Annotated in this window: 7 protein-coding genes, 2 tRNA genes and 2 rRNA genes (1 of these 11 only partly in view); 6 read left to right on the top strand and 5 right to left on the bottom strand. The window is 61.0% G+C overall.

The features are described 5' to 3' along the window. Positions 1–266: 266 nt before the first annotated feature. Positions 267–1052: an MOSC domain-containing protein gene (locus CQ13_RS03355; RefSeq protein WP_057841592.1), complete on the bottom strand. Its 786-nt coding sequence runs from the start codon at positions 1050–1052 to the stop codon at positions 267–269. 326 nt (positions 1053–1378) lie between these two features. Between CQ13_RS03355 and clpB the strand changes: the two genes are divergently transcribed. After that, positions 1379–4018 (top strand): ATP-dependent chaperone ClpB, encoded by a 2640-nt coding sequence (clpB, locus tag CQ13_RS03350; protein WP_057841618.1) that lies wholly within the window; start codon positions 1379–1381, stop codon positions 4016–4018. A gap of 70 nt (positions 4019–4088) precedes the next feature. Here clpB and CQ13_RS03345 read toward each other — a convergent pair whose 3' ends face one another. Then, positions 4089–4352, bottom strand: coding sequence for a hypothetical protein (locus CQ13_RS03345; protein ID WP_057841591.1), 264 nt, complete (start codon positions 4350–4352; stop codon positions 4089–4091). Positions 4353–4429: 77 nt separating this feature from the next. Further along, positions 4430–4789: an SPW repeat protein gene (locus CQ13_RS03340; RefSeq protein WP_057841617.1), complete on the bottom strand. Its 360-nt coding sequence runs from the start codon at positions 4787–4789 to the stop codon at positions 4430–4432. A gap of 189 nt (positions 4790–4978) precedes the next feature. On the opposite strand from CQ13_RS03340, the gene CQ13_RS03335 reads away from it, so the two are divergent. After that, the gene (locus tag CQ13_RS03335; protein ID WP_057841590.1) at positions 4979–5389 is read left to right on the top strand and encodes a hypothetical protein; all 411 of its coding nucleotides are present in this window, start codon (positions 4979–4981) and stop codon (positions 5387–5389) included. A gap of 120 nt (positions 5390–5509) precedes the next feature. Here CQ13_RS03335 and CQ13_RS03330 read toward each other — a convergent pair whose 3' ends face one another. Further along, positions 5510–7135, bottom strand: a complete 1626-nt coding sequence (locus CQ13_RS03330) for a hypothetical protein (RefSeq protein WP_057841589.1) — start codon at positions 7133–7135, stop codon at positions 5510–5512. A 148-nt stretch (positions 7136–7283) separates the two neighbouring features. Next, positions 7284–9353, bottom strand: coding sequence for a M23 family metallopeptidase (locus tag CQ13_RS03325; protein WP_057841588.1), 2070 nt, complete (start codon positions 9351–9353; stop codon positions 7284–7286). A gap of 842 nt (positions 9354–10195) precedes the next feature. Between CQ13_RS03325 and CQ13_RS03320 the strand changes: the two genes are divergently transcribed. From CQ13_RS03320 to CQ13_RS03305, 4 genes are all read left to right on the top strand, one after another. Continuing rightward, positions 10196–11684, top strand: a 16S ribosomal RNA gene (locus CQ13_RS03320). A 228-nt stretch (positions 11685–11912) separates the two neighbouring features. Continuing rightward, positions 11913–11989, top strand: a tRNA-Ile gene (locus tag CQ13_RS03315). A gap of 35 nt (positions 11990–12024) precedes the next feature. Continuing rightward, positions 12025–12100, top strand: a tRNA-Ala gene (locus CQ13_RS03310). Between the two features lie 384 nt (positions 12101–12484). Further along, positions 12485–12807: ribosomal RNA gene (locus CQ13_RS03305) — 23S ribosomal RNA — on the top strand; it runs 2521 nt beyond the window's last position. Together the 16S and 23S rRNA genes with 2 tRNA genes alongside form the textbook arrangement of a ribosomal RNA operon.

Below are 12807 nucleotides of genomic sequence, written 5' to 3'. Positions count from 1 at the left end.
TCTCCGGGGAGAGTACGAAGTAAGCCGTAAAGCCATTGCGCAGGGAAGGCCGGGATGCTCCCGCTGTACCTGTATGCTCGTGTGCGTTTTCTTTTGCGCACTTTGCACACGAGACCGCGGGTGCGGCGCGCACCCGGTCTTCCCTGCGCCCTCTAAACAAGAGGGCGGGAAGTTGATAGCAAACCTCGGACGCAATGCGCCGCGAGATCGCGGCCTCATATTCCGATCGTCGTGCTGCTTCAGCACGTGCAATGACGGCAGAAACCCTACAACAACTCCGCCTGCTCCGCCGCGATCGCATCGCCGGTGCTGATGCTGCCGCCGGTGATCACCTCGGCATAGATTCCGCAATCGCCGTGGCCGAGTTGGCGCTGCAGCGCCGGGGGAATCGCGAGATCGCGCTCGGCCGTATCGGGATCGACATTGACGGCGGCGCAGCGGACGATGCGCTTCACCACCTTCAGCCTGATGTCGCCGATCGCAAGCGTCCGGTCGAGCAGGTCGAATTCGTGCCAGGCCGGCCAGCCCTCGACATAGAGATTGGCGCGAAAGCGAAGCGGATGAACGGGGGCGCCGACGATGTCCTCGATGGCGCGGACGCTGGCGAGGTTGATGATCGAAACGACCTTGCGGGCGACATCCGAAAAACTGTGACCGGGGCTTTCCAGCACCTTTGGCGGGCCCTTGATCTGGCCGGCAAAGGCGGTGGCAAAGAAGTTCTCGATTGTCCGCCGGCCGTCGGCGGTCGCCAAATTGCCCTGGGCTGCACTCTGGCCGTTCCGGCGGATCGAGAGGACGTTGCTCGCGTCGTCGAAATGAGTGTGCAGGCCGGCCAGCCACTCATCCCGCATCAGCATCAGGAAGTGCGGCTTCGGCAGCCATTTCGGCTCCGCCGGATCGAAACCGGAGGGGCCGTTCTCGATGGCGTAGCGGCGGTCAGCCAAAAGGGTTTGCCCGGGCTTGAGCTCGGCGCGGTCGAGCTGCTCCGGGGTCAGGCCTTTGACGGGGTAACGGTAAATCCCGGCGATCCGGGCGGGGGAGATGGCGTCCATCCGGCTTATTAAGAGATTCCTTCGGCTTTCGCCAACCGTTCCCGAATTTGTGAGTGGGCCTCTTCCGTTTTTCCCCAAGATGCCCACATTCGGGACAAGCCTGAAAAGCGGGCGACGACTGCGGCCGGTTGAGGAATGTCAATGCGGTTCGCGGATACCCAATGAAGATGCCGCAATCATGCCACGCGCGCGACCCGCGCAAGTGTGTGCGGTTTCGCGTCAAGGTCACGCGCCAAACATAAATGGGGCGCGATCGGACGCAAAACCAGTTCCCACTTTTGCTGATCGCGCCCCGGGTGGGAGCGGCATGCCGAGGGAAGCAAAAGATGAATATTGAAAAATACACTGAGCGGGCGCGCGGCTTCATCCAGTCTGCGCAATCGCTCGCCATGCGCGATGGGCACCAGCAGTTCTCCACGCTGCATGTGCTGAAAGTGTTGCTGGACGACAGCGAGGGACTGGCCGGCGCGCTGATCGACCGCGCTGGCGGTAATTCCCGCGCCATCCTCAAGGCAACCGAGGACGCGCTGAAGAAGCTGCCGAAGGTTTCGGGCAGCGGCGCCGGGCAGATCTATCTTGCCCCAGATATGGCGCGCGCCTTCGACGCGGCGGAAAAGGCGGCCGAGAAGGCCGGCGACAGCTTTGTCACGGTCGAGCGGCTGCTGCTGGGGCTGACGCTCGAGAAGAGCGGCGAGGCCGGTACCATTCTGAGCAAGGGCGGCGTCACGCCGCAAAACCTCAATGCGGCAATCGAATCGCTGCGCAAGGGCCGTACAGCCGATAGCGCATCGGCCGAAAACGCCTATGACGCGCTGAAGAAATATGCCCGCGATCTCACGCAAGCCGCGCGCGACGGCAAGCTCGACCCGGTCATTGGCCGGGACGAGGAAATTCGCCGCACCATCCAGGTGCTTTCCCGCCGCACCAAGAACAATCCGGTGCTGATCGGCGAACCCGGCGTCGGCAAGACCGCGATCGTCGAAGGCTTGGCGCTGCGCATCCTCAACGGCGACGTGCCGGAGAGCCTGAAAGACAAGAAGCTGCTGGTGCTCGACATGGGGGCGCTGATTGCGGGCGCCAAGTATCGCGGCGAGTTCGAGGAGCGGCTGAAGGCCGTCCTGCAGGAAGTCACCGCGGCCGAGGGCTCAATCGTCCTGTTTATCGACGAGATGCATACGCTGGTCGGCGCCGGCAAGGCGGAGGGCGCGATGGATGCGTCCAACTTGTTGAAGCCGGCATTGGCGCGCGGCGAGCTGCACTGCATCGGCGCGACGACGCTCGACGAATATCGCAAGCATGTCGAGAAGGACGCGGCCCTGGCGCGGCGCTTCCAGCCGATCTTCGTCTCCGAGCCCACGGTCGAGGATACGATTTCGATCCTGCGCGGGCTGAAGGACAAATACGAGCAGCACCACGGCGTTCGCATCACCGATTCCGCGCTTGTCGCCGCGACCACGCTGTCGAACCGCTACATCACCGATCGTTTCCTGCCCGACAAGGCCATCGACCTCGTGGACGAGGCCTCGGCGCGGCTGAAGATGCAGGTCGATTCCAAGCCGGAAGAGCTCGATTTGATGGACCGGGAAATCATCCGGCTGAAGATCGAGCAGGAGGCCCTTAAGAAGGAAACCGATCTCGGCTCGAAAACCCGCCTGCAGACACTGGAAAAGGAACTGGCTGAACTCGAGAAGCAATCGGCCGACCTGACTTCGCGATGGAGTGCGGAGAAGAATAAGCTGTCGAACGCGCAGAAGCTGAAGAGCGAACTCGACACCTTGCGCATCGAACTCGCCAATGCCCAGCGCCGCGGCGAATTCCAGCGTGCGGGTGAGCTCGCCTATGGCCGAATTCCCGAAATCGAAAAGAAGCTCGCCGAAATCGAAGCCAAGGAAGACGTGGGCGAGATGATGGAGGAGGCGGTAACCGCCAATCACATCGCGCAGGTGGTGTCGCGCTGGACCGGCGTTCCCGTCGACAAGATGCTGGAAGGCGAAAGGGACAAGCTCCTGAAAATGGAGGATAGCCTCGGCAAGCGCGTGGTCGGCCAGGCCGAAGCCGTGCGTGCGGTGGCAACTGCCGTGCGCCGATCGCGCGCCGGCCTGCAGGACCCGAACCGTCCGATGGGCTCGTTCATGTTCTTGGGCCCGACCGGCGTCGGCAAGACCGAACTGACGAAGGCGCTGGCGGAGTACCTGTTCAACGACGAGACCGCGATGGTCCGCCTCGACATGTCCGAGTTCATGGAAAAGCACTCGGTGTCGCGGCTGATCGGCGCGCCTCCCGGCTATGTCGGCTATGACGAGGGCGGCGCGCTCACTGAAGCGGTGCGGCGGCGGCCCTATCAGGTGGTGCTGTTCGACGAGATCGAAAAAGCCCACCCCGACGTCTTCAATGTGCTGCTGCAGGTGCTCGACGACGGCCGGCTGACCGACGGCCAAGGGCGCACCGTCGACTTCCGTAATACTCTGATCATCATGACCTCGAACCTCGGTTCGGAGTTTTTGGTGAACCAGCCGGAAGGCGAGGACACAATGGCGGTGCGCGAACAGGTGATGGGGATGGTGCGGGCGCATTTCCGGCCCGAATTCCTCAACCGCGTCGACGAGATCACCCTGTTCCACCGCTTGCAGAAGAGCGAGATGGGCCGGATCGTCGAGATCCAGTTCGCTCGCCTGCAGAGGCTGCTGGAGGATCGCAAGATCACGCTGACATTGGATGCAGCGGCGCGCGACTGGCTGGCCGCCAAGGGCTGGGATCCCGCCTATGGCGCGCGGCCCCTGAAGCGGGTGATCCAGCGCAACCTGCAGGACCCGTTGGCCGAGATGATCCTCGCCGGCGAGGTTGCCGACGGCGACCTCGTCGTGATTTCGAGCGAAGGCAACGTGTTGACCTTCAACGGCAAGGCCGCGCAAACCGCCGAGATCGCCCAGTTCGAAGCGCCGGTGCCGAAGCGCAAGCTGAATTGAGGCGCCCACCAACGCAAAAGCCCCGAACACGCAACGTTCGGGGCTTTTGGCTAAGGAGCTTGTGGCTGCGTCATTCCGTTGAACTGACGACAGGCCCCGGTTCACCGGGATCATCGTCCTCGGGCTCGAGTTCCGTCAGTATATCCACGAGTTCGCGGACCCGGCCGGTCGCCAGCGGCCGGCCTGCATTCAGCATCGGCTCGTCGTTGGCCATCCAGGCTTGAGCCTCCGCCAGCTCATCTACTGTGGCGCCGGTTCCGATGATCTGGGCGATCGTGACTTCGTCAGCCCCGCTGACTGCCTTGATGATGTCGTCCCGGGTAATGCGGTTCATTGCTGCTCATCCCCTTCACGTCGCGCCAACAACCGCCCGCCGCCAGCATGCGGCGGACGGTATGTGGGCAAGGTGCCTCAGCGGCCCGTAGTAAGCCGCGGCGGATGTTGCGTCATGATCCAGATTTCGATCGCCGCCAGCACCGCCACGGCAGCGCCGATCAACACGTGCACCGTCATCGCCGTGGTCCCCTGGAAGCCCAGTACCCAAGGCGATACCAGCGCCCACAGTCCGACGATCAGGTTCAGCCATTCCTCCCACACCGCGAACGCTGCCAGCGCCGCTATCGCAAGGATCGCGATTACCAGGCCTGTGACATAGGCGTTGTTGGAAACCGTTCCGGCGTCAAAGCCGAACATCCAGGGCGAAAAGAACAGTATCGCGCCGAGGACCAGGTTCGCGACGTCGCACAATTTTGCGTTGCTCCAATTCTCCATGGCATCCTCCATTGAAGATTTTGGCAGTTAGTCAACTGGATACCGGCCGTTCAGGTTCCATTGGGGCGGCGACTGAACGCAAATTAATGAAACCGCGGGGCGGCGCTGCAATTGCCCTTGCAGGTAATGGGCGTCGGCTACTGCCGGGGAGCACCGGCCCAGAGTAACCCAGAGACAGGGTTCCCTCCGATGACGAAAGAAATCGTCCTACACAACAGACCCGTCTTCGAGCAGATCCACCCCAGCATCTATGGGGCCGCCGTCGGGCTTGTGGCGTGGTTTGCGGCAGCGGCCTGGATATTGTTCGACCGCCAGGATGACATCGGGCTTCTGTTGGCCATAATCAGCGTATTGCTGCTGGTTGCCGTCCTGCTTCCGTGGTCGCTGTCGCTGATCTGGAAGCGGCACGCGAAGCCACATCAACCGCACCGCGACGAGACCTCGTTTCATGATTGGAGAATTGGCGACTTCGCGGTCTGGGACAGCAAGATCCATGGCACGCAGGCGGCAATCGACATGCTGCTGCCGCTGGCCGCCGTTGCCTTCGGACTTACGGCGATCGGAATCGTCTTCCTGATCATCGCTCGCGCGGCGCCGTAAAGTTGCCTCTCGGGGCGGCGTTTTCCCCGGGGCAGCATCTATCTGGACGAGCAGCGTCCCTGTTCGCCTGCGGAGCAATGGGTCTCAGAAAATTGCGATGCGAATCGCCGCGCAACACGCCTACTTCCTCACCACCTTGTAAATCGCGTTCTCCAGATCCGACGAGAAGTAGATCACACCGGTCGCTCCGACGCCGACGCCGGTCGGAATGTTGCTCGGCAGGCCGCCGGGCGCGGCCGGCAATCCGATCGGCAGGTTGGCGGCGATCTCGGTGACGGCGCCGTCCTTCGGGTCGATCTGAACAATCCGCTTGGCGCCGACTTCGGCTACGATCAGCTTGCCATCGGGCGCGACCGCGATGCCCTCGGGGCCCTTCAGATCCTTGGCGACCACGGATTTCTCGCCGTTGGCTTCGACCTTCGAGACCAGTCCAGCAAAAGCTTCGGTCAGATAGACCGCGCCACCTGATCCGGCCGCGAGGCCGATCGGGCCTTCAAGGTTGCCGATCACCACGGTACGGTCCTTGCCGTGCTCGCCGCTGGCGCGGACCAGCGATTTGCTGCCGAGCTCGCTGACGAGGATAGAGCCGTCACCGAGTTTGACGGCGTCGTGCGGCGCCTTGAAGCCGTGCAGCATCTCCTTGGTCTTGCCGGTCTTGCGGTCGATCAGTTGCACCGTGCCGGTGAACCAGCTCGACAGCAGCACGTCGTCGCCCTTGGCGGTGGCGCTCATCGGATATTCCAGCGCCACGCCGTCGGCATGCATGCGCGCCGGCTCGGAGACTTCGCCGGTCGCGCCGTCCACGGTGCGGTAGGCGAATACGTCGGCGATGTAGATCGTATCCTTCGCCCCGTCGGAGACGACGCCGATGCCGCCGGGCAGCGCCAGCTTGCCTGATATGACCTGCTTTGCCGCGCCGGTCTCGGAATCGACTTCCTGGATGCCGTTGTCGGCCATGTTGGAGACGAAGATGCGGTCCTTGTCGTCGATCGCGAGATTGTCCAGCGAAGGCTTGAGCTGGGCTACCAGCTTCTTCGCGCCGGTCTTCGGATCGACCCGCACCAATTGGCCGAGCGCGGTGTCGACCACCCAGAGATTGCCCTTGGAATCGAAGTTGACCGCGGCCGGAATCTTGAAGCCGTCGGCGACCACTGAGAGGTCAGCCTTGTCGACGTCGACCCTGGCGATCTGGCCCTTGAACCACAGAGGACCATACAGTCTGTCGTCCGGTCCGAATTCAAAACCGTTGAGGCCGCCCATCTTCTCCATGATCTTGCGCGGCGGTTTTGCGCCCTCGACATCGATCTCATAGAGCGCATCGCCCAAAAACACCTGCGTCGCGTACAGCCGCCCATCCTTGCGGAAGGCGAGCGAGTTGATGCCGGGCAGGCCGGAGGCGAGTTTCTTCACCGGGCCATCGCCCTTGCGCGAATAGAGATCGCCGGTGAGAAAGGCGGCCCATGCCATGGTGCCGTCGGGCGCAAACGCAATGTCGTCGGACATGCCTTCGGGGGAGGGGACGGCAATCTTCGCCGTGCCGCTCGCGCGATCCACCTCATAGAGCGCGGCGCCCGCCACGCTGCCGGCGAACACGCGGCCGGACTTGTCGATGCCTAATCCGTGCACGCCGTGGAACGCAGAGCCCGGAACCAGCTTGGTGACCTCATAAGTCTGCGCTGATGCGCCGGCCGCGCATCCAAAAGCGATCGCCGCGACACTCGCTGCGAGTGCAAGCCTGCTCGTCATGACGCTACCTCCCACGGATTTTCTTATGGAGGCAGTATTTGTCGCGGCGGGAGGTTTGGCAAACGAAACCGTCGGGCGCGGTCGCTGCCATAGATCCGGCACGCGGCGTGAAAAGCCCTGCCAGTCTCGCAGAGACATTATCGAAGGCTCAGCGGCTGACCTGGCGCGTCTGCGGCGTGGTGCCGGTGGCTTCGGAAACCCGCGCCGAGTTGCCGCGGTTGCTCATCTGGGCGTCGAGACGGTCGCGCTCCTTTTCGAAGTTCGCCAGCATTGAGCCTTCGAGCGAACGGCCGCGTGGCAGCTTGACGCGCATCGGGTCGACGAAGCGGCCGTTGACCAGGATTTCGTAGTGGACATGGGCGCCAGTCGACATGCCCGTCGATCCGACGAAGCCGATCACCTGGCCCTGCCGCACGCGCTTGCCGGGCTCCATGCCCTTGGCGAACGCCGACATGTGGCCGTAGGCGGTCTCGTAGCCGTTATTGTGTTTCAGGCGAACGTATTTGCCGTAGCCGCCTTCCCAGCCGACCTTCTCGACCACACCGTTGCCGGAGGCGAAGATCGGCGTGCCGTAGGGCGTCGCCCAGTCCACGCCGGTGTGCATCTTGGTAAAGCCCAGGATCGGGTGGCGGCGGCCGCCGAAGCCCGACCGCATGATGGCGTTGTTGACGGGTTTGCGGACCAGGAACTTCTTCGCGCTCTTGCCGGTCTCGTCGTAAAAATCGACGACGGAGTCGTCGGGGGTCTGGAAGCGATAGTATTTTTTGGTCTCGCCGCCGACGGTGAGGGAAGCGAACAGCACCTCGGTCTTTTCGGTGCTGGGGGTGGCTTCGTCGTCGCCGGCGAAGAACACGTCGAAGGAGTCGCCCGGTTGCACCTTGCGCTGGAAATCGACGTCGTAGGAATAGATGCGGACCATGTCCTCGATCACGGCGGCCGGCACCTTGTTGCGCATGGCGGTCTCGTAGATGCTCTGGTAGAGCCGGACGCCGCTGCCATCATCTTCGTCGTCATCGTCGTCATCTTTGCCGGCGGGGACCTCGGAAACGGTATTCATGCTCTGCACGTCGACCGCGACATATTTGCCGACGTCAGACAGCGCGGCCACGGCTTCGACGGTGGTGTCGTTGGCGACGATCACGCGATAGGGCTGCAGCCGGGCGGCGGGCCCGAGGCCCGAGGGCGCCATCAGGATGCGCAGCTTCTGGCCTTCCTTCAGGCCGCCGTCGCGGCCACGGGCGCCAAGGGTCAACGCGATCGCCCTGGCTTCATCGGGCGTCGCGCCCTGGTCGCGCAGGATCGAAGCGACGCTGTCGCCCTTCTTCACGATGTGAACGCGTTCGCCGGTGGGGTTGCCGCCGGTGATCTGGTCCTTGGTCTTCGGCAGCAGGGTGACATTTTCCGGCACGATGCGGGTTTCAAAGCCGGCATAGGGATCGGAGACGTTGCCTTCGGTGGCATAGGCGAGCTTGAGATCGGACTGCACGCCGCTGGTGTCGGCGGCGGCATTGGCAAGCGCCGTGTAGCGGACGCCGCCCGAGCCGCGCCAATTCGCGGCATCCCGCACCCGCATCAGGACTTCGTCCAGCGCGACCACGGCGGAGACTTTCGCCTTCGGCAGCACCGTTGCGAGATCCTTGGTCACGAAGGAAACCTCGGCGTCGGGTTCGACCGCCTCGGGATTGTTCGGATCCTCGGAAGCTGGCTGGGTCGGGCTGCCGACATCGGTGAGCATGCGCTGCGCGTTGAACGGCGGGATCTTGGCGGCGAGATCGCTCGTCGTCATTGATAGATTGCCGGAGATGCGAACGAATGGCCGCACCCGCATCACGTCGCGGTTCCCGACGCGGGTAACCGTCGATACCCGCATCACATTGCGCGAGGCGGTGGATTCGCCGGGCGGCGGCAGGCGGTCGCTCTTGTGCAGGGTGGCGGTGCGGTCATTGGCGCTGAACGCCCCGCGCAACGCGCCTTCGACGCGCTCGGGCACCTTGGCAAAGGTCATTTCGCCGTCGAGGGACGCAAAAACGGCGCCGCCGATGAGGGCTGCGCCGCACAGACCGGTCAGGATAGTGCCGCTGAACCATTGTACAGAGACACGGCGGCGGTCGATCACCGCGGCTTCGGAGCCATCCACGGAAAGTGGCGGCTCGTGACCGAGATCAATGATCCCGATCTCGCGTCCATAGCCGCTTCCGCGTGGCGCCTTCTGGCTCAACCCTGTGTCCCCCCAAATTCCATCGACATCGACAAGACCTCGCCCGATCCAGACCCCACGTTTCCGCCCATTTGACGGAGCGATTCCGGAGCATGGCGTTGCCGCACGCATGGAAATTCGGGAATCAGAGGCCAGAAGAAGACCGGCCGCAGTCTCGAACGTCAATGGTCAGCAGATCTCTCGAAGTTTCCTGGCCGCGTGGGAAAGGCGACGGGTTCCTCGAGATCGCCTGTCCCGGGTAGATGAACACACCGGGCAGCCCCCACTGGCATCCGGCGATTCAATGCTTACCTTATAGTCAGAACGTCGCAGGATTGTGGCTCAAGTGCGGCCAAAGGCCCGAAACATAGGGACTTCTTGGCGTCCCAAAATTCTTCGACGTGATGCGACAATTTGTTGACGAAGGGCGTTGACAACCCCGATCGGGCGGGCCTATAACCCGGCCACTGAGCGCGGCGATGCATTGGCCCCGAGGCCAAGGCATCTATTCGCGCCCCGTAAGCTCCTCATTACGATGAGTGACTCAACAGCCGATACAAGTCGGTTGTTATTTGTCGTCGGATGGGTGGCTACGGAACCTTCCAGAGATGGAAGGGTGGGATCCCAAGTGGTCCCGGGCTGTTTGACAAGTGAAGATGAAGAAAGAGAAACGTGGACGGCGGAGTCCTTGCGAGTCTCGATCACTTGAATACGCAAATATTGAAGTGTTGAGGCTGGACGAAAGACTTCGGCGGTACACGTTTTAAAGGTTACACCATCGTCGTCAGCGATGTGAATCGCGGGCGATAAATATGGTGGGACCTCGTCAAACGTTGTGATCAGCCGGTTCAAGGTTTCAAGTCCAACTTGAGAGTTTGATCCTGGCTCAGAGCGAACGCTGGCGGCAGGCTTAACACATGCAAGTCGAGCGGGCGTAGCAATACGTCAGCGGCAGACGGGTGAGTAACGCGTGGGAACGTACCTTTTGGTTCGGAACAACCCAGGGAAACTTGGGCTAATACCGGATAAGCCCTTACGGGGAAAGATTTATCGCCGAAAGATCGGCCCGCGTCTGATTAGCTAGTTGGTGAGGTAATGGCTCACCAAGGCGACGATCAGTAGCTGGTCTGAGAGGATGATCAGCCACATTGGGACTGAGACACGGCCCAAACTCCTACGGGAGGCAGCAGTGGGGAATATTGGACAATGGGCGCAAGCCTGATCCAGCCATGCCGCGTGAGTGATGAAGGCCCTAGGGTTGTAAAGCTCTTTTGTGCGGGAAGATAATGACGGTACCGCAAGAATAAGCCCCGGCTAACTTCGTGCCAGCAGCCGCGGTAATACGAAGGGGGCTAGCGTTGCTCGGAATCACTGGGCGTAAAGGGTGCGTAGGCGGGTCTTTAAGTCAGGGGTGAAATCCTGGAGCTCAACTCCAGAACTGCCTTTGATACTGAAGATCTTGAGTTCGGGAGAGGTGAGTGGAACTGCGAGTGTAGAGGTGAAATTCGTAGATATTCGCAAGAACACCAGTGGCGAAGGCGGCTCACTGGCCCGATACTGACGCTGAGGCACGAAAGCGTGGGGAGCAAACAGGATTAGATACCCTGGTAGTCCACGCCGTAAACGATGAATGCCAGCCGTTAGTGGGTTTACTCACTAGTGGCGCAGCTAACGCTTTAAGCATTCCGCCTGGGGAGTACGGTCGCAAGATTAAAACTCAAAGGAATTGACGGGGGCCCGCACAAGCGGTGGAGCATGTGGTTTAATTCGACGCAACGCGCAGAACCTTACCAGCCCTTGACATCCCGGTCGCGGGCCCCAGAGATGGGGTCCTTCAGTTCGGCTGGACCGGAGACAGGTGCTGCATGGCTGTCGTCAGCTCGTGTCGTGAGATGTTGGGTTAAGTCCCGCAACGAGCGCAACCCCCGTCCTTAGTTGCTACCATTTAGTTGAGCACTCTAAGGAGACTGCCGGTGATAAGCCGCGAGGAAGGTGGGGATGACGTCAAGTCCTCATGGCCCTTACGGGCTGGGCTACACACGTGCTACAATGGCGGTGACAATGGGATGCTAAGGGGTGACCCTTCGCAAATCTCAAAAAGCCGTCTCAGTTCGGATTGGGCTCTGCAACTCGAGCCCATGAAGTTGGAATCGCTAGTAATCGTGGATCAGCACGCCACGGTGAATACGTTCCCGGGCCTTGTACACACCGCCCGTCACACCATGGGAGTTGGTTTTACCTGAAGACGGTGCGCTAACCGAAAGGGGGCAGCCGGCCACGGTAGGGTCAGCGACTGGGGTGAAGTCGTAACAAGGTAGCCGTAGGGGAACCTGCGGCTGGATCACCTCCTTTCTAAGGATGATCCTTCAGATAGCTTGCTATCTATCGGATCGTTTTAGAAACATCAGTGGCCAACAATCGTCAGGATTGTTGAGCTGCATTGGCGGGATTTCGCCGTCTTCGTTTCTCTTTCTTCGCGGACGAACACGCGCCAGGGGCTTAGCGCTGTGCGAAGGTTTGGCGCTTGTGCGATGCATTGGCGTGAGCCGATTGCGCGCGAGCTTGAGTCCCTCGTGTTAGGGGCTTGTAGCTCAGTTGGTTAGAGCGCGCGCTTGATAAGCGTGAGGTCGGAAGTTCAAGTCTTCCCAGGCCCACCACTTTGATCGAGTGCGGAGCATTCGTCTTCTGGTACGGGGCCATAGCTCAGCTGGGAGAGCGCGTGCTTTGCAAGCATGAGGTCGTCGGTTCGATCCCGTCTGGCTCCACCAGATGAAATCGAAGATCGGGAATGCCTCGAATAATCGTCCGCGAAACATCACTTCGCATGCGCAGTCCGGATGGATAGCGTCATGCGTGATATCTGACATCGTAAAGAGGAGATCGATCCGAGTTTGGGATCTGCAAAGCAATTTGCGGGCTCTCAATCATAATCTCCAGGTCATTTCGGCGCTCGTTCATCGCAAGATGATCGGGTTGTGAATGATCTTTTTAGCGAAGCTTGACCGCCTCGCTATCGGTTCGATCTTACGAAGCAAGCTGGTCTTTCTAATCAGTGTCCGGCTGTTGCAATCGCATTCATCGAGGATGCGTGCCTTCAATGGCTGTTGCGCAGACAACATTCTGCCGAGTGTGTGGACATTGATAATGAGAGCAATCAAGTGCCTTAAGGGTGTTCGGTGGATGCCTTGGCGCTGAGAGGCGATGAAGGACGTGCTACGCTGCGATAAGCCGTGGGGAGCTGCGAAGAAGCTTTGATCCACGGATTTCCGAATGGGGAAACCCACCTTCGATAGCTGGAACTCCAAGATCTCTATCTTGGGGTTCGTACAGCAATGTGTGAGACCAAGCCGTGAGGTTTTGGATTTCCAGTTATCAAGTGAAGGTATGAAATCTCTGAATTCATAGGAGGTTTTAAGCGAACCCAGGGAACTGAAACATCTAAGTACCCGGAGGAAAGGACATCAATCGAGACTCC

The sequence above is a fragment of the Bradyrhizobium retamae genome (assembly GCF_001440415.1).
Classification (GTDB): domain Bacteria; phylum Pseudomonadota; class Alphaproteobacteria; order Rhizobiales; family Xanthobacteraceae; genus Bradyrhizobium; species Bradyrhizobium retamae.
Note: the sequence above shows the minus strand (reverse complement) of the source record. Positions and strands in the feature narration are given on the sequence as shown.